The 17,772-nt window shown below is 37.2% G+C and carries 12 protein-coding genes; 10 read left to right on the top strand and 2 right to left on the bottom strand.

The window, feature by feature from the left end:
* Window positions 1–53 precede the first annotated feature (53 nt).
* The 8 genes from R2Q59_RS01325 to R2Q59_RS01290 all read left to right on the top strand — a co-directional run bounded on the left by R2Q59_RS01325 (window position 54) and on the right by R2Q59_RS01290 (window position 11,824).
* Complete coding sequence (locus R2Q59_RS01325; protein WP_316765223.1) at window positions 54–620, top strand: RNA polymerase sigma-70 factor; 567 nt, start codon at window positions 54–56, stop codon at window positions 618–620.
* A gap of 90 nt (window positions 621–710) precedes the next feature.
* Complete coding sequence (locus R2Q59_RS01320) at window positions 711–1,829, top strand: FecR family protein (protein ID WP_316782995.1); 1,119 nt, start codon at window positions 711–713, stop codon at window positions 1,827–1,829.
* Between the two features lie 148 nt (window positions 1,830–1,977).
* Complete coding sequence (locus R2Q59_RS01315; protein ID WP_316782993.1) at window positions 1,978–5,367, top strand: SusC/RagA family TonB-linked outer membrane protein; 3,390 nt, start codon at window positions 1,978–1,980, stop codon at window positions 5,365–5,367.
* Between the two features lie 11 nt (window positions 5,368–5,378).
* The gene (locus R2Q59_RS01310) at window positions 5,379–6,809 is read left to right on the top strand and encodes a RagB/SusD family nutrient uptake outer membrane protein (RefSeq protein ID WP_316782991.1); all 1,431 of its coding nucleotides are present in this window, start codon (window positions 5,379–5,381) and stop codon (window positions 6,807–6,809) included.
* A gap of 16 nt (window positions 6,810–6,825) precedes the next feature.
* Entirely contained in the window at window positions 6,826–7,587 is a 762-nt protein-coding gene (locus R2Q59_RS01305) for a DUF4843 domain-containing protein (RefSeq protein WP_316782987.1), read from the top strand.
* 14 nt (window positions 7,588–7,601) lie between these two features.
* On the top strand, window positions 7,602–9,119 hold the full coding sequence (locus R2Q59_RS01300) for a PKD-like family lipoprotein (protein ID WP_316782985.1): 1,518 nt from the start codon (window positions 7,602–7,604) through the stop codon (window positions 9,117–9,119).
* 60 nt (window positions 9,120–9,179) lie between these two features.
* On the top strand, window positions 9,180–10,568 hold the full coding sequence (locus R2Q59_RS01295; protein WP_316782982.1) for a TlpA disulfide reductase family protein: 1,389 nt from the start codon (window positions 9,180–9,182) through the stop codon (window positions 10,566–10,568).
* A gap of 86 nt (window positions 10,569–10,654) precedes the next feature.
* On the top strand, window positions 10,655–11,824 hold the full coding sequence (locus R2Q59_RS01290; protein ID WP_316765216.1) for a retropepsin-like aspartic protease: 1,170 nt from the start codon (window positions 10,655–10,657) through the stop codon (window positions 11,822–11,824).
* A gap of 387 nt (window positions 11,825–12,211) precedes the next feature.
* Here R2Q59_RS01290 and R2Q59_RS01285 read toward each other — a convergent pair whose 3' ends face one another.
* On the bottom strand, window positions 12,212–12,433 hold the full coding sequence (locus tag R2Q59_RS01285) for a hypothetical protein (RefSeq protein WP_316782979.1): 222 nt from the start codon (window positions 12,431–12,433) through the stop codon (window positions 12,212–12,214).
* A gap of 408 nt (window positions 12,434–12,841) precedes the next feature.
* On the opposite strand from R2Q59_RS01285, the gene R2Q59_RS01280 reads away from it, so the two are divergent.
* On the top strand, window positions 12,842–14,932 hold the full coding sequence (locus R2Q59_RS01280) for an HRDC domain-containing protein (RefSeq protein ID WP_316782977.1): 2,091 nt from the start codon (window positions 12,842–12,844) through the stop codon (window positions 14,930–14,932).
* A gap of 759 nt (window positions 14,933–15,691) precedes the next feature.
* On the top strand, window positions 15,692–16,921 hold the full coding sequence (locus R2Q59_RS01275; protein WP_316782975.1) for a DUF1343 domain-containing protein: 1,230 nt from the start codon (window positions 15,692–15,694) through the stop codon (window positions 16,919–16,921).
* Window positions 16,922–17,048: 127 nt separating this feature from the next.
* On the opposite strand, the gene R2Q59_RS01270 is transcribed toward R2Q59_RS01275, so the two are convergent.
* Window positions 17,049–17,771 carry a hypothetical protein gene (locus R2Q59_RS01270; RefSeq protein WP_316765211.1) on the bottom strand — a complete coding sequence of 241 codons (723 nt, stop codon included), beginning with the start codon at window positions 17,769–17,771 and terminating at the stop codon, window positions 17,049–17,051.
* Between the last annotated feature and the right edge of the window lies 1 nt (window position 17,772).

Raw genomic sequence — 17,772 nt, 5'->3', positions numbered from 1 at the left:
CTATATTAAAAGTTTGACTTTTTTGCTTTTCAAATAAAATTTGTGATTGTAGCATGTTGCTAGACACCTCTCCTTCTGATACCGAATTGATTGAATTGCTAAAGAGTGATGATGCCTTAGCTTACACCATCATTTACAATAAATATTTTGATGTATTATACTTACACGCTTATCAAAAACTACGCGACAAGGAGGAAGCCCAAGATCTACTGCATGAACTTTTTGCACAACTGTGGAACAAAAGAAATTCATTAGTTATTAATTCTAGCCTATCCGGATATCTATACACTGCAGTTAGAAACAAGGTTTTAGATGTAATCTCACATCAAGAAGTAGAATCGAAATACATTAAATCTTTACAGGGTTACATAGAACAAGGTTACTGTATTACAGACCATAGCATAAGAGAGAAACAGCTTTCTGCCCTGATCGAAAGTGGTATTGCCAGTTTACCAACAAAAATGAGGGAAGTATTTGATTTAAGCCGGAAAGAAAAGTTAAGCCATAAAGAAATAGCCGCCCAATTAAATATCTCTGAGCAAACCGTAAAGAAACAAATAAACAATGCGCTTAAAATATTGCGCAGTAAGCTCGGAATGATGCTTTTTGTGAGTCTTTAAATTAATTTTAACTTTTTGTTAAATTTATATACCACCTACCTACCCCCTTTGCCGTCTATATTCTAAAGAGGAAATAACTTCTTTAAGGATATGAAAAACATAGCGGCAAAAGAACTACTCAAAAAATATAAGGAAGGCAATTGCACTGAAACAGAATTAGCGCTATTAGAGAGCTGGTACCTAACATCAGACAACGAAAAAATCGACCTTTCTATCGAACAACTAAATGCGGCAAAAAGCCAAGTTTGGACAATATTACCTATCCACCAACGCGAAAAGAAAAATGTTAAACTCTGGCCAAAACTGGCTAGCATCGCCAGTGCTGCAGTGGTATTAATTTGCCTATCTTTTAGTTTGTATTTCTACCTCAATAAGCATAACAATCCCGCCAAAACAACTCAAGCTGTTGCCAAAATTTTACCAGGAGGTAAAAAAGCAACATTAACCCTGGCAAATGGAGTATCCATTTCATTAAATGAAGCGAACATTGGAAAAATAGGCGACCAGGGTGGCTCGAGTATTTTTAAAACCGAAGATGGGCAATTGACTTATAATACTAGTAAAGCAGCAGCTACATCACAAATAAACTTATTGACCATACCTAATGGAGGTTATTATAATTTAACATTAGAAGACGGCACTAAGGTTTGGCTTAACTCGGCTTCCAGCTTAAAATACCCTACAATATTTAATGGAAATGAAAGGATAGTGGAATTAACAGGCGAAGGATACTTTGAAGTAGCCCATAACGCCAGCAAACCTTTTAAGGTGATAGCCAACAACCAAACTGTACAAGTATTGGGTACCCATTTCAACATCAATGCTTACCATGACGAAAATAGTATAGCGACCACACTAGTCGAAGGTAGTGTGAGGGTAAGCACCAAAAATGCAGCTAATGTGTTAATACCTGGCCAACAAGCCAATGTAATAGGGGATTTAATAAAGGTTAAAGCTGTTAATGTAGATGATGAAACGGCTTGGATACACAATGAATTTGTATTTAACAATGAAGACATGGGGAGTATCATGAGAAAAATATCAAGATGGTATGATGTTGAAGTACAATGCCCAAGTGATTTATCAAGAATGGTATTTACCGGTTCTGTTTCTAGATCAAAAAACATCAAACAAGTATTAAGAATAATGGAATTAACAGAGAGTGCTCACTTTAACTTTCAAGGAAGGAGGATTACTGTTATGCCGTAAATTTTACCTAAACCAACAGTAATCTGAAAATAAGTTAGAGGCGGTTGCAACGCCCCTAACTTAAACTCTAAAAGAGTTCATATTCAGGTTAGCTGTTAAATAAATCGACTCTATTAACATTTGACACTAAACCCAAACAAACAAATGTATGAATTTTTACATGACATTTAATAGCGGTAAAACAAGCCGTATTTATGCCAAAATATTATTGAAATTGAAACTGACGTTCATCATCTTATTTTCGTTTATAGTACAAGCCAGCGCAACCACTAGTTTTGCACAAATTACACTTAACGAGAAGGCCGTTCCACTAGAACAAATCATACAAAAAATCAGTAAACAAACTGGTTATGATTTCTTTTTCAACGCAAACATGTTAAGCTTAACCAAACCAGTTACGCTTAAAGTAAAAAATGCATCAATAGAAGATGTACTAAGACTTTGTTTCGCCAACCAACCACTAACTTATAAACTAGAAGAAAAAACTATTATTTTACAATACGCAGCCAACCCTCCAAAAGAAAATAGGGAGAAAGATATTGTAGTTACCGGTAAAGTAATTGATGAAAATGGAAAACCGATTGTAGGCGCTTCCATTAGAGTAAATGGCATTAAAGATAAAGTTGCCATAACAGATAGCAAGGGCGAATTTAAAATAACCGCAGCTTCAGAAGCTGATGTTTTATTCATCACCTACATTGGTTACAAAACTAAAGAGGTTAAAGCTAGTACCCAACCCCTAACTGTAAAAATGGAGGTTTCAGAAACCGAGATGAAAGACATCGTCGTTACAGGAACTGGAATTAATCGATCTAAAGATAGTTTTACAGGAACTACGGCCAAATTTACAGGTGATGAGCTAAAAGCAATTGGCAACAATAACATCATACAAAGTTTAAGGTCGCTAGACCCATCATTTCTACAATTGGAAAATAACTTGGCGGGTTCTAATCCAAACGTGATGCCAATAATTGAAGTTAGAGGTAAAAGTAGCATCCCAAGCACCACTTTACGAGATCAATTTGGTGCCGACCCTAATCAACCACTCTTCATCTTAGATGGATTTCCCACTACCCTCCAAACCATTGTAGATTTAGACATGAATAGGGTTGGATCGGTAACCATTCTAAAAGATGCAGCCTCTACAGCTTTATATGGTTCTCAAGCCTCTAACGGTGTAGTGGTAATCGAAACCGTTAAGCCAAAGCCAGGCGAACTCAGGTTTTCTTATAGTCAGGATTTTAGGTTCGAAATGCCAGACCTTTCTGCCTACAACATGATGAATGCCGCTGAGAAATTAGAATTTGAACGCTTATCTGGTCGTTACATCCCAAGTACGGGAGGACAACCTGAGCAAGAAATTTACTTAGATCAGCTCTATAACGCCCACCTTGCTAATGTGAGAAAAGGCATAAATAGCTATTGGTTAAGTGATCCCGTTCAAAATGGTTATTCTACCAACTCTTCAATTAGTGCATCTGGTGGAGATAATGCTTTTACCTATGGTGTTGGCGTCAACTATAGAATTGGTGAAGGCACGATGAAAGGTGTAGGAACAGATATTGGAGGAGGTTCGACAACAGCTTCAGGAAGAGATACCTATAGTGGTAGCATTAATTTAACCTATCGAAAAAACAATCTCAACTTAAACAACATTACTTACATCAGAGGTTATTCAAGTACAGAATCTCCTTATGGCAATTTTTCAACATGGGTAAATACTAATCCATATTATGAAAAATCAATGAATAGGTATCTTGAGGAATCGAGAACCAGTAATGGACTTACCTTACAGGTGAGTAATCCATTATTTGATGCCATGCAACCACAGTATAACAGGACAAAAAACTTAGAAGTTCAGAACAACCTCAACCTCAATTACGACATTAATAATGCGTTGAAGTTAACTGGTGGCTTACAAATTACAAAAGGAAATACAAGTACCGAAGTTTATAAATCGCCAGACATGAGCGCATTTATCAACACTCCTACGCTAAGGAAGGGAAAATACACTGATACCAGGGCTAGTAACTTTTCTTATCAGGCCAATTTAATGTTAACCTATCATACGGTATTAGCAGAAGACCATATCATCAATGCCAACTTCAGAAATACCATATCAGAAAGCGAAAACAGGAGTTATAGTAGCGTAGCTGAAGGTTTTCCAGCAGGAAATTTAGGTAACCCTAGATTTGCCTATAGCTATATGGAAGGTGGAGCCCCAACCGCCTCAAGTAATGTTTTCAGAACATTGAACAGTACGGTTTCCGTTAACTATTCTTATCGAAACAAATACTTATTTGATGCACTTTATCGCCTCGATGGCTCTACGTCTTATGGTAGCAACAAACAATTCTCTCCATATTATTCATTCGGCTTGGGATGGAACCTCCATAACGAAGAGTTTATCAAAAGCACAAGCTGGATCAATACATTAAGGTTAACAGCTAACATTGGAGTTACAGGCAATCAGAATTTTGCTAATATCAGCTCTCTTTCTGTGTATAACTACAACAGTAACACAAACTATAATGTATTTGGTCAAGGGGTAAGCTTAACTACTTTGGGCAATCCAAACTTGGAGCCACAAAAAACGCGTCAAATAAGCAGTTCATTAGAATTTACCTTATTCAAAAACAGATTTACAGGTTATGTTAATGCGTACGACAAAAGTACCAACCCACTTATTGTCCCTGTAGATTTACCATCATCTACAGGGGTGTTTAATTACCCATATAATGTTGGTAGTTTAACTTATAGAGGTATCGAAGCTAAGTTTACTTATTTCCCTGTTTACAATTTGGCCGAGCGCATTACTTGGAGCGTTGGCATATTTGGCTCTATGTTTAAGAGCAAATATGGAGATATCGGGAACTCGTTAACCTCCCTAAACAAACAACAAGAAAACAACAAAACCACTGTTAGGTATCAAGATGGTTATAGCGCCGAGGCCATTTGGGCTATCAAATCAATGGGTATTGACCCTGCTACCGGAAGAGAGGTTTTCTTAACAAAAGACGGACAGTATACTTTTGATTACGCTACAGCAAATATTGTTAACGTGGGCAATACGACGCCAGTGGTTGAAGGAGTAGTTTCTAACAATTTTAGGTATAAAAGCTTTTCATTGGGTTTTAGCTTACGTTATAAATTAGGTGGCGATGTATTCAATTCTGCATTGTTTGACAAAGTAGAAAACATCAGCTTTGTTAGCGTTACCAATAACCAAGATAAACGTGCGCTTTACGATAGATGGAAAAAACCTGGCGACTTAGCACAGTTTAAAGGTATTTCTCAAACCGCAACCACGCCAATTTCTTCACGCTTTGTGCAAAAAGAAAATGCCTTAACCATTGAGTCTGTAAATATCGGTTACCTTTTAGACAATTCTAAATGGGTAAAAAGCTTAGGACTTAGAAGCCTACAACTTAACGCATTTACAAACGACTTCTACACCCTATCCAATGTAAGAAGGGAACGTGGTATAAATTATCCTTATGCTCAAACAATTGCTTTTTCTTTAAAAGCCTCATTTTAAAAACTATCAAAATGAAAAAGAATTTTATCAAAATAGTAGCATTTGTAGCATTAACAATTACTGTGTTTACTTCATGTAAAAAGTTTTTGGATGTACAACCAGAAGACAAGGTTTTAGAAACTCAGCTGTTCAGCACTAAACTAGGCGTGCAATCTGTACTGAATGGTTTATACATCAACTTGGCTAAAAATGAATTGTATGGCGATCAAATGTCGCTTTCGACCATAGAAATTTTAGCACAGCGTTATAACATTCCAAGCACACACAGTTTAACCAAGGTGGCTACCTACGTGTATAACGAATCACCAACAAATACTAGGTTAGAGAGCATCTGGACAGCAGCGTACGCTAACATTCTAAACATTAATGCCTTTTTAGAGAACATCGAAAAATATAAGGGAGCAGTAGACCCAAGCACAGAAGCCATCTTTAAGGGAGAAGCTTTAGCCATGCGTGCCTACCTCCATTTCGATTTATTGCGTCTTTATGGCCCTAGATATAGTACTGTTGATTCTACCAAACAAAGCTTGCCATATTACGAGGGAAGTAAATCGAGCATCAATCCGCTATTGCCTGCCAATGAGTACATGGTTAAGGTATTAAAAGACCTTTCAGATGCAGAAAATTTATTACAGGCAGATCCAATTATTACTGGTGGGGTTAATACAGCTGGTGCAACGGAGACAGCCGATTTCTTAAAGAGCAACAGGAACTTTAGGTTTAACTATTATGCCGTAAAAGGCCTTCAAGCTAGGGCTTATTTGTATAGAGGCAATAAGGTTGGGGCTTCGCAAGCAGCAAAAGTGGTAATCGCTGTAGCAGATAAGTTTAAATGGACAACCACAGCTAATGCCTTAAACGAAAAAGTAAATCCGGACAGAACATTTAGTACCGAAATGATTTTTGGTGTCATGAATACGCAGCTATATACAAGGTATACAGCACTATTTGATCCGAATGTAGCCGATGCAGGCATCCTTGCACCTTTACCGGCAAGATTAGCAACTGTATATGAATCAAACGATAATGATTTCCGCTATAACCTCAATTGGCAAATTCCTTCAACAGGGGTAAAAAGCTACCGTACATTTTACAAATATGCTGATGTAGTAGATAAGACAAAAACCTTCAGGTTTACCATTCCATTGCTTAAAATTAGCGAAATGTATTACATCGCAGCAGAAACTGAACCCCTTGCGGCCGATGGAATTAATTACCTAAATGTGGTAAGATTAAACCGCAACTTAATTAACCTCCTACCTACCGCTGTATTAAACACCGAATTGCAAAAAGAATACCAAAAGGAGTTTTTTGGAGAAGGACAACTTTTCTTTTACTATAAAAGAAGAAATATTACTTCTGTAGGTAACGGATCAAGTACGGCTAATATCACCATTAACTATACGGTACCTCTTCCTCTTTCTGAAAGTCAATATCGTTAACCTTAAACTAAACGCAATGAAAAAAAATATAGCTTATATAATTGCTTTGGTAATTATATCGTTAAGCATCTCTTGTAAAAAGCCACTCGATACTTATTCGGGAGAAAATTCTATCTATTTTTACGATTCAGGCAGACTTCCTGTTTATACTGGAGAGCCTATAAAAGATTCAACAAATGTATCTTTTAGTCTTGCTAAAAGTCAAGACTCAATCATGAATATGGTGATAGCGGCGATTGGCCCCGTTTCTGACAAGGATAGGCCCTATACATTAGAACTTAATCCAAAATCTACTGCTATTGCAGGGGTTCACTATACCATCTTGAATACCTCCTTTCAGATTAAAAAGAACAAAACCTTAGACACGGTTAAAATTAAGTTTTTTAGAAAGGCAGATATGCAAGCGAATACTTTTCTATTAAGTTTTGACCTAAAGGCTAACGAGAATTTTGCAACCCCTTTAAATTACAAAATAGCGAACACTACCACAGGCAGAATACATTCCTTTGTAACTTACAGGTGGTTTGTTAATGACATCATCAAAAAACCTTCCAGATGGCTAGACGTCTACCTAGGTGTTTTTACGCGTAAAAAATTAACCTTAATGGTAACTGTTTTAGGGATAGACCCTGCTTATCTAGACACAAATGTATCTATCGCCGAAACAGCGGCTTATGGCAAGTTCATGCAACGTTACCTAAATGAACAAAGGGCATTGGGTAACAACATTTTAGAAGATGATGGAAGTGTAATGATCATGGGCGCATCTGCACAATAATTAAAACAAACGTTATGAAATTAAACACATATTATAAAGTATTCGTTGTTTTAATGGCAATGGTACTCATGGGGGCTTGTAAGAAAGACCTTGGAAATTATAACTATAATGAAATTAATCAGCTTGCTGAGGTTAATGATTTACCAAAAGAGGTAACAGCAATTTTCGGGAAAAACATCTTATTAAAACCCGATTTTAAGTTTACACAAGATGCTGGAACAGATGATTCTAAATACAGTTATGAATGGATTTATATTGGACCAAATGGTTTAGGTGGAACTAAGCAATTTACTTTAGCTACCACACGCAACCTAGATATGAAAATAAGTATTGTTGCAGGTACTTATACCGCCTATTACAATGTTACAGATAAAGCTTCTGGCGTAAAATATCCTTATAAATTCACACTAAAGGTGGTAAACGAAATTAATGAAGGCTGGATCTTGATGTGCGATGTAAATGGTAGTGCAAGGGTAGATATGCTATCGTTAAATACCACAGGAGGTTTTGATTTAGTTACGGACCTATTAGCTACCACCGGTTCGCAACTCAAATTGGAAGGGAAACCAGTAATGACATACACTTATCCTACAGGACTTTTAATCGGTCCAGATGCCATTAGCTATGGTTTGTATTTTGGTACCGATAGCTATACCACCAAGGTAGATCCCAACTCTTTTAAATGGACCGCCACCATGGGGTTATCTTATGAAATGTTTGGCATTATCCCTCCCGGCTTTTATGCCGATGTAATAAAAATGGCTAATGGAAGTTCAGCTTTCATGATTGGAAAAGAAAATGCATATTATTATGATCGTACGCAGAATATCTATTACTCAGCACCAATTAATTATATCAATGCCGAGCAAAAAGAATTTAAGGTAGCACCATTTATTGCAAGCAATCATAGCAGTTTCCAATTCGCCAACTTCTACGATAAAACCAATCAAAGGTTTGTAAAATATACCAACGGGCAAGCTACCTGTACTACTATACCAGATCCTTCATTAGCTAACAAAAAATTCAGCTTTAGTACAGGGATGGATCTAGCTTATATGCAATGGGTTCCCTTTAATGGCGGCGAGATATTCGGCATCCTAAAAGGCCCCGGAACAAAAAGGTTCCTGGCAAGATTTAATCCCGCGAACAATGTACAATCTTATTACGATGAGATAACGGGTACCGATATTGGCCTTGCCGATTTTTATGCAGTTAGTCCAAACTTAGGCTATATCTTTTATGCAGTGGGTAGCAAGGTGTACGAGTATGACATGATTCTTAAATCCTCAAAACTGATGTTAGACCTAGGAACAAAGAAAATTTCTTACTTCGGGTTTTATGACATCAAAAACACCACTAAATATCCTTTACAAAACAGCTTATTTGTGGGTAGCTATGACACTAACTTACCCGCTGGAGCAGATGGTAGCTTAAACATTTATACCGTACCAACTGTAAACGGCGACTTGGTTTTAGACAAAAGCTATTCAGGTTTCGGAAGGATAAAAAGCTTAACCTACAGAGAGAGATAATCAACCACAAAATTACGTTGCACGATGCAAAAACATCGTGCAACATTTAAACACACCACAATGAACATCAAAAAATTAGGTGCAGTACTATGCTTTGCATTTTCTGCATTAGTAGCTACAGCCCAACAAGGCGTTGAAGTAACCGGAAAACTAAAGTTTTCTAAACCACGTACCGTAAAACTATTTGCAGTTAATGAAGGTAAAACCACAGAAATTGCTACCATCATCCCTTCTAAAACTGGAGATTTTGGCTTTCACTTTTTCCCAGATTATGAGGGGCTATATGTAATTGGTACAGGTACCACTATCAATGGAGCAGATAATTACAAGTTCTATTTCAAAGGAGGCGATAAATTGGCATTAACCATTAACGATTCTACCTACGTATTAAATGGCAAATTAAATACCAAAGAAAATGTAGTTTTATCGCAATGGCATGACCTTACCTATACCATCGAACGCAAGTCAGTTAACTTTATGAAAGTGGGAAATAGTACCTTTTTAGATTTCTTCCCTGAATTTGAAGAGGTCTACGCTAAATCTAAAACTTTCTTAAACGGTAAAGCGACTGGCAACATCAAGTTTGATGCACAGGTAAAAGACATCCTTAAATTAGATTTAGCCACTTATGCCACTACTTTTTTAAATACACCACGTAGTGCACATCCTTCTGTTGAAGAATATATCGATTACTATAGCACCTTAAAAGCCGAAGATTTCAGTAAAAATGCCAGTTTAACTTATAATTATCCTTGGGGCTCACGTTTAATCTCTTCCATTATCTTGGTCAATATGCGCCAGAGGGATATTAAATTTTTACCTGGTTTACCCGGCTTAAAAAATCAATTGGACATGGTAGTAAGTGATACCTTAAAAGGAGATTTGGTTTTAGATAGAGCAGCGAGTTATAAAAATTACGATGATTACATCACGCTTAAAAATGAATACGGCAAGTATGTAATCACCAAAAGCCAAAAACAAAGGGATATGGATATCTTAACGCCATTAGCAACTTTAAAGCCCGGGGATGCAGCACTTAATTTCTCTTATGCTGATAAGGATGGCAAAACAGTAACCTTAGCCAGCTTAAAAGGCAAGGTTGTTTTGGTTGATGTTTGGGCAACATGGTGTGGTCCGTGTATTGCAGAAATCCCAAGCCTTAAAAAGTTAGAAGAAGAAATGAAAGGGAAAGATGTACAAATCATCAGCCTTTCTACAGACGACCCGAAAGACAAGGAAAAATGGCAAAAAATGATCAAGGATAAAGAATTGGGTGGTATGCAATTATGGGCTGGTGGACCAGGCAATGATTTCTCTAAATACTACAAGGTAAACACCATCCCTCGTTTCTTGGTATTTGATAAAAATGGAAAAATTGTATCTGTTGATTCGCCAAGACCATCAGATCCTCGATTAAAAACTTTACTAGAAAAAGAATTAGCGAAGTAATCATTTCGGTTTGCCGCAGATTCGCAGGTTAGGAATAGTGATTCTTAAATCTGCGAATCTGCGGCTCCTTAACCATACTCAAAATTATGTTAAAAATTAAAAAAACAATGCTTTTTTGCATTGTCATGCTATTCCTTTTGCCTAAAACTTACGGGCAAACACCCGTTGCCATTATTCCTTTCGAGCCTTATAACGAGTCTATCGTTTTACATGTTAAACTAAACAATAATCCAAGGATATTGCGCCTATTGTTTGATACTGGTGCCGATGGCATGGCAGTTACCCAGGCATTGGCCGATACCTTGGGCTTAAAGGTAAGCAGACAACAAAACACGTCTGTGGTGGGTGGCAGCATGCAAATCTCCATCTCTGCTGGCAATGAAGTACACCTCGATGGCTTCACTTTAAAAAACCAAAGCATTGCCTTGTTTAAAGATATGGGTAAGGAATTAGATGGTATCATCGGCAATACCATGACCAGGCAATATATCACCAAAATAGATTTCGACAAGAAAGAATTGAGCTTGTACAATTTCGATAATTATAATTACGAAAAAGGCGGTACTATCGTACCCATTACCATAACAGGGGTATTTATCATTCCCGGTCAAGTAGCCATTAATGTAGACAAACCTTATATTGGTAATTTTGTGTTTGATACTGGCGCAGCTTACAACCTGATCTGTTTCAGGCCTTTTGTAAAACAAAATCGTTTGTTGGTGAGTGGCTTTAAACAAGAATACCAAGCCAGCACCACCAGCATGGGCATCTCCTCACCTACCTTTAATGGCAAGGCCGCAAGCTTTTCTTTTGCAAATGCCAAACCCATTATAAACATGCCGGTAACCCTAATGGCTGGTGGCGGACAAAACGAAAACTGGAAACCAGGCTTTGATGGCTCCATAGGGATGCGTTTAATTTATCGTTATAATTTCACCATTAACCTTCAAAAAAAGGAAATCTACCTTACACCAAATAAAAACGCCACACATCCCTTAGATTTTATATTGGGCGGTTATGTTTTTGGCTTTAACCTCAAAGGAGAATTGGCCATGCAAAACTCAACTACGCATCATCCAGATCAAAAAATAAAAACAAATGCCATCATTAAAAGCATCAATGGCGTAACAGATCAAAGCATGCTTAAAAATCCAGATGGCTTAAAACGTTTATTGGCTGCTCCTGCCGGGACAAAAATGACCATCGAATATCAAGAAGACGGCAAGTTATTAAAAGAAAACATTGTCATCCGATGAGTATAAAACAACCTGCAAATCTCATCGGTTTCAAAAAACTTACTTTACCAAAAAATATTTGTTGCCATTCATCGCAACATAAAGATACTTCAACAATGGATGTTGTTGATTAGTTAGAAACAGTTAATTAACAAAAATGGGTCTGATATTTATCAGCCCATTTTTTATCATATACGTCATTGAGTGCCTCTGTTTTTCACAAAGTGTTACCTATTTTACAGGATGCATTCCCTGCAAGCAAATGGAAAAGGTTTTTTTAGTGTGGAGTTATTGAGAGACTCGTTCGTTGATCATTGTTCGGACTTCCTACCTATTTCTTATTTCCTTCACCCCCCTCTATTAACCCACAGTTAAATATCAATTCCTGATTTTGGTTTCAACCATACCCTATGCACTAATGAAGTATAGTTCAAGTATAGATGAAGTATAGCTATAGTATAGTTGATAAAATTTCAGTAGGTGTTTAATTTGGTTTAAAGCGGCATTGTATTTTAAAAAAGCAATTGAAAAACGATAAGCAAAGGCGCTAATTTGTAGCTTACAATTTTCTTTAGAGTTAATTGTTTGCGTTGTCCCTTGTTCTTCTTTCGGACTTTCTGACCTCTGCATTACTCTTCGTTCTTTCTCCTTTATCTTTCCTCGACTTTCGGACTCCCGACAACTATTTTTCTTCCCAAACTCAATGGCTTTTCTCCCACATTCCTCCCAGATTCGTTCGGAGAATCGGCCTTTAAAGCAACGTTTCTCGAACAACACTGGGAGAAGTCTCGAACAAGCCTACCCTGAGACCAGTCAATTGCCGTCAAATCCAGTCAAATCCGGTCACGCTTTCCCCAAATGCTACCAGCTATGGTTTTTCGTCTTAAATTCGTTTCAACGTTATAGTTCTTTGATTTGTTTTAGTTCCCTCTCGAGCTTCCGGACTTCTCTACTTTCAAACTTCTTTAATTGTTGAAAACAAGTTCCGAAGCCAAAAGGCAATTGCCTTAATTTAGCACCACATTTCATCTACCTATAATGACACTGGATCCCCTTCATAAATTAATCATCGACTTTATAGAAAAAACGAATAAGCCGATATTCATGACAGGTAAGGCAGGTACAGGCAAGACTACCTTTTTGCGTTACATTAGATCGAATACCAAAAAGAATTTAGTGGTAGTGGCACCTACAGCAGTAGCAGCCATTAACGCAGGAGGTGTAACTATTCACTCCTTTTTTCAGGTTCCTTTTGGCCCTATTTTACCAACGCCATTTGCAAATGCATTTAATGAATTCTCAGGCAAAAGTTTTGGTCCTGAAAAATCAAAAATCATCAAATGTTTGGATCTACTTATCATAGATGAAATCAGTATGGTAAGGGCAGATACAATAGATTATATTGATAGAGTATTGAGATTTGTAAAAGGGGACAGTAGACCTTTTGGTGGTGTACAATTGTTAATGATTGGCGACTTGTATCAGTTGCCTCCGGTTTTTCAAAAAGACTGGCATCTATTGGGCAAATTCTATAAAGGCCCCTATTTCTTCGATAGCCTGATTTTTAAGGAATTTCCATTATTAACTTTTGAACTAACGAAGGTGCATAGGCAAAGTGACCCTGTATTTATCGAGATATTAAACGAAATACGGAATGGTGCTATCAGCGAAGACTTGTTGCAAAAGCTAAACGAACATTACAACAATAACCCAGCTAACCATGATTTGGCAGACCATGTTACTTTAACTACACACAACCCCTTAGTTAAACAGCTAAACGAGCAAAGGTTAGCAGAGCTAGTGGGCACTACACACAGGTTCCAAGCTAAAATTACTGGCGATTTCCCAAAAGAAGCCTACCCAACAGAAGAGGAACTTGTGCTTAAGGAAGGCGCAATGGTCATGTTCATTAAAAATGACAGTTCTGGAAAGAAACAATTTTACAATGGCAGGACTGCTAAAGTACAAAGCATTAATGGAGAGCGAATTAATCTAACTTTTTTAGATGATGGCTCGAGCTTTGAGGCCAATCAAGAAGTTTGGGAAAACAACAAATATACCCTTTCAGAAAGTGATCAAAAAGTAAAACAAAACAGTGCGGGTTCTTTTACCCAATTCCCTTTAAGGTTGGCTTGGGCAATCACTATTCATAAAAGTCAGGGATTAACATTTGACAAAGCAGTTATTGACGTGGGTGCCGCCTTTGCTCACGGACAAACTTATGTAGCGCTTAGTCGTTGCAGAAACCTTGAAGGTTTGATCTTGAAAGAAAAAGTGCAGCTTAAAAACATCATTACCGATGCTTCGGTTAAAGCTTTCATGCAAAAGGCACAAACATCATTGCCTAGTCAACAAACACTAGATAATGCCTTATTTGTTTTAGATATTGAAACCTTACAGCAAAGTTTCGACTTCGCCCCGACAATGACCGCTTTGCATCATTTGAAGGGAGTGATCATTGAGTTAATGCCAAATGACCCATTGATAACAGAAAGACTAAGTCATATCCAGCAAATGCTAGAAAAGAAAATCTATAGTATTGCGGTTCGTTTTATCCAGAAAGAATTGAGTGTTAAACACGTTGTGCTCCTTGAAATTAAGGCTAGATTAGAAAAAGCAGCTGGTTATTTCCTGCCCAACCTAATTAGCCTACATTCAGACATCACTGATTTGCACCTAACGTTAAATGGAGTAGCATTTCATCCAGACTATTTTTCTACGTTAAACCAATTACTAGAACAATTAGAAGCAAAAAGCGAAGTGTTTGAGCTGTTGCCCACCATTACTAATTTTGTTGAAATAGATAAAGTAATGAGCAGTAAGGCCACAAAGTATAAACCCATCGACGACTGGAAACAAAGTCAGGCAAATACAGCAGCAGTAATTGAAAACCCTGCGCTTTATGCTCAACTATTGGAATGGCGAAAACAAACAGCAGAAATAAAAAAATTGATTGGTTACCACATTATTTCTGATCAGGCGATGGTCGATATCTCTGCAAAGCTACCCAAAACACTCACACAGCTTTCTAAAATTAAAAATGTAGGCGAGGGAAAAACCGCAGCCTATGGCGATCAAATCTTAAGGCTCATCCGCCAGTATTTGGGTGAGAGTGAGCTTTTGTTTTGATGTGGTTCATTGGTGTCATTGGTTCATTTGTTGAATAGTTCCCCGAAGATTCGGGATTTTGCTGCGCTCAACATTGCCGTTTGCTTTAGCTGAGGGAAGATTGGAGTAATTGGTTAATTGGTATTATGGTCATCTTCCAGACTTTCCGACTTTCGAGCTTACATCTTCCATTTTACCTCTTCCAACTACTCAACTTACATCTTACATAATTATTAACGCAAGGGATGTTTTTTAGAATGAGGCTGGAATTGGTGTGCCTTAATGGCAACCAATAAAACCAATACATCTAAAATGATGAGGACGAGGATGGCACTGTTCACGGTATTCATACATTTTCAATTAATAAGGAATTTTTTGCAGTCATTCCCAACAACAATAAGGTTCTTTTTTTTTTATATGGTTTAGCTAACGATTATCTTGCTCTTAGCATACAACTAAGTTAATGGAAAGTTAATTCACTATTAAATTATCATTACGTTAAGGATGAAGCAAGATGCAATAATTGCTTAACGTTATTTTCTTCGATATATATATATCGCTTTAATAATAAATTAGTTACTACGTAGTTCATTGGTTCAATTGGTGTCACTGGTTCATTAGTATAATTAGTCATCTTCCTAACTTTCCGACTTCTGGATCTTCTTACACTTTCCATCTCACCTCTTCCATCTTCCCGACTTTCGGAATAAGTAGTATACCTTAGCCAAATTTCTTAATTTAGTATTTGTGAACGGAGATACCAATATATAACCACCTAAAATGATGAGACTTACATCTATACTTTTTTTAACCTTTCTGGCTATCAGCAACATTAATTGTACTGCACAAATGGCGTCGTCAAAACAAAGTACAGCTAATAAGTCAAGAATTATTACGGGTGCCGACCAGACCGAAAAATACCTGCCTTACCTAAAAGGAAAACGAATTGGTATGGTTGCCAATCAGAGTTCGTTAATTGGCAAAAAAAGCAGCATAGACAGTTTAATAAGCCTTGGCGTTAAAATTGTAAAAGTCTTTGGCCCTGAGCATGGATTTAGAGGCAATGCCAGTAATGGAGCTGTAGTGAACAATGAGGTAGATGCAAAGACTGGCATTCCGATTATCTCATTATATGGCAAAAACGAGAAACCAACAAAAGAACAGTTGGCAGATATAGATTTGATGGTGTTTGACATTCAGGATGTGGGTTGCCGCTACTATACCAATATCAATACGCTTGAATATGTGATGGAAGCCTGTGCAGAAAACAGTAAAGAATTACTAATTCTTGATAGGCCAAATCCTAATGCCTATGTAGTAGATGGACCAGTAATGACAGATGATAAGTTTAAATCGGCCATAGGGATTCATTATACACCGATGACGCATGGAATGACTATTGGCGAATTTGCGCAATACCTTAACGGCGAGGGCTACTTAAAGGAAAAATGCAAAATTAAGATCATCAAAGTGGCCAATTGGGACCATGATACGCCTTATGTTTTACCAATCAATCCATCACCAAATTTAAATACGCAACAAGCAGTTGAGCTTTTCCCTAGTTTATGTATGTTTGAAGGAACAGCAATTAATGAAGGCAGGGGAACTTATATGCCGTTTACCATATTAGGTGCACCTGCACTAAAAGGCAAATATTCTTTCTCTTACAAACCAGTAAGTATCCCTGGTATGAGCGAAAGACCAAATCAAAAGGACTCAGTTTGTTACGGTCTCGATCTTCGTAATTATGATATCAACAATTTACGCAAGAGCCGTCAGCTTAATTTAACATGGGTAATTGAACTCTACAAAGCTTATCCTGATAAGACAAACTTTTTTGGCAAGGAAAGAGCGAATACAGGTGTATCTCCCTTTGATTTGCGTATAGGCACTGATCAATTAAGGAAACAAATTATAGCTGGGGTATCTGAAGCAGATATTAGAAAAAGTTGGGAACCTGGACTGCAAAAATTTAAAGCTATACGAGCGAAGTATCTGATTTATCCTTAGTTGAGTCGTTCGGCGTTGATCGTCTTTCGTTTAGCGTTGGGTCTTTGATTGTTTTCAGCCTATTCCCTATTTTATATTTCCCATCTTCCCACTTCCCTCTTCCATCTTACATCTTCCATTTTACATTTTACATCTTCCCTAACAACTCTTGCGCCTGCTCATATCTTGTAGTTTCTGCAGGGATTTTTTGCAACCAAGTTTTAGCATCAACCTTGTTATCTTCTTTTAAATAGCTTAAGGCAATACTATAGGCTGCTTCGTATTTAAATACCGATTCGCCATTAAAAATTGGTGTTAATATTTTTCTCGCATTTTCTACTGCATTGGTTTTAATTAATGACATACCATAATAGTAGGCAATCATTGCGTTAGCCGGTTGTTGGCTATAAAGTTTTTTGAGACTTGTTTTAGCTCCATCATAATCCTTTTCATTATACAAGGCTGCGGCTTTATCTAAATCGGTTAAAGTTGCGGCTCCCCTTTCTGTTACCAGCATTTGGCTATCATCGGAGTAGGTTTCATATAAATTGGCATTCCATGGTGCCCAAATAAATAAACCTATCACTAATATAGCAGCAACACCACTTAACCATTTTAAAACTGGCTTAAAGGAAACAACTTTTGGCTCTGCGGCAAAATATTGTTTATTAAAGCCTTGTAAGGTATTTTTTAATTCATCGTTGTTAGCCAATTTCATTTTTAGGCTTTGATGAATATGGTGATAATCCTTTAAATTTTGTTGTAGTTCAGCATCGCTCTTTAACTGAGTTTCAAATTCGGCAATTTCAGCTTCATCCATATCTCCCTCAACATAGCGAGCAACCCACAAGATTTTATCTTCCGTCATCATT

Origin of the sequence: Pedobacter frigiditerrae (genome assembly GCF_032678705.1) — a bacterium.
GTDB lineage: Bacteria > Bacteroidota > Bacteroidia > Sphingobacteriales > Sphingobacteriaceae > Pedobacter > Pedobacter frigiditerrae_A.
This window is presented reverse-complemented; position numbering and strand designations above follow the sequence as displayed.

Coding starts and splice junctions, on each gene's coding strand:
- R2Q59_RS01325 (WP_316765223.1), top strand. CDS start 54: ATGTTGCTAGACACCTCTCCTTCTGATACCGAATTGATTGAATTGCTA.
- R2Q59_RS01320 (WP_316782995.1), top strand. CDS start 711: ATGAAAAACATAGCGGCAAAAGAACTACTCAAAAAATATAAGGAAGGC.
- R2Q59_RS01315 (WP_316782993.1), top strand. CDS start 1,978: ATGAATTTTTACATGACATTTAATAGCGGTAAAACAAGCCGTATTTAT.
- R2Q59_RS01310 (WP_316782991.1), top strand. CDS start 5,379: ATGAAAAAGAATTTTATCAAAATAGTAGCATTTGTAGCATTAACAATT.
- R2Q59_RS01305 (WP_316782987.1), top strand. CDS start 6,826: ATGAAAAAAAATATAGCTTATATAATTGCTTTGGTAATTATATCGTTA.
- R2Q59_RS01300 (WP_316782985.1), top strand. CDS start 7,602: ATGAAATTAAACACATATTATAAAGTATTCGTTGTTTTAATGGCAATG.
- R2Q59_RS01295 (WP_316782982.1), top strand. CDS start 9,180: ATGAACATCAAAAAATTAGGTGCAGTACTATGCTTTGCATTTTCTGCA.
- R2Q59_RS01290 (WP_316765216.1), top strand. CDS start 10,655: ATGTTAAAAATTAAAAAAACAATGCTTTTTTGCATTGTCATGCTATTC.
- R2Q59_RS01285 (WP_316782979.1), bottom strand. CDS start 12,433: ATGCAGAGGTCAGAAAGTCCGAAAGAAGAACAAGGGACAACGCAAACA.
- R2Q59_RS01280 (WP_316782977.1), top strand. CDS start 12,842: ATGACACTGGATCCCCTTCATAAATTAATCATCGACTTTATAGAAAAA.
- R2Q59_RS01275 (WP_316782975.1), top strand. CDS start 15,692: ATGATGAGACTTACATCTATACTTTTTTTAACCTTTCTGGCTATCAGC.
- R2Q59_RS01270 (WP_316765211.1), bottom strand. CDS start 17,771: ATGATGACGGAAGATAAAATCTTGTGGGTTGCTCGCTATGTTGAGGGA.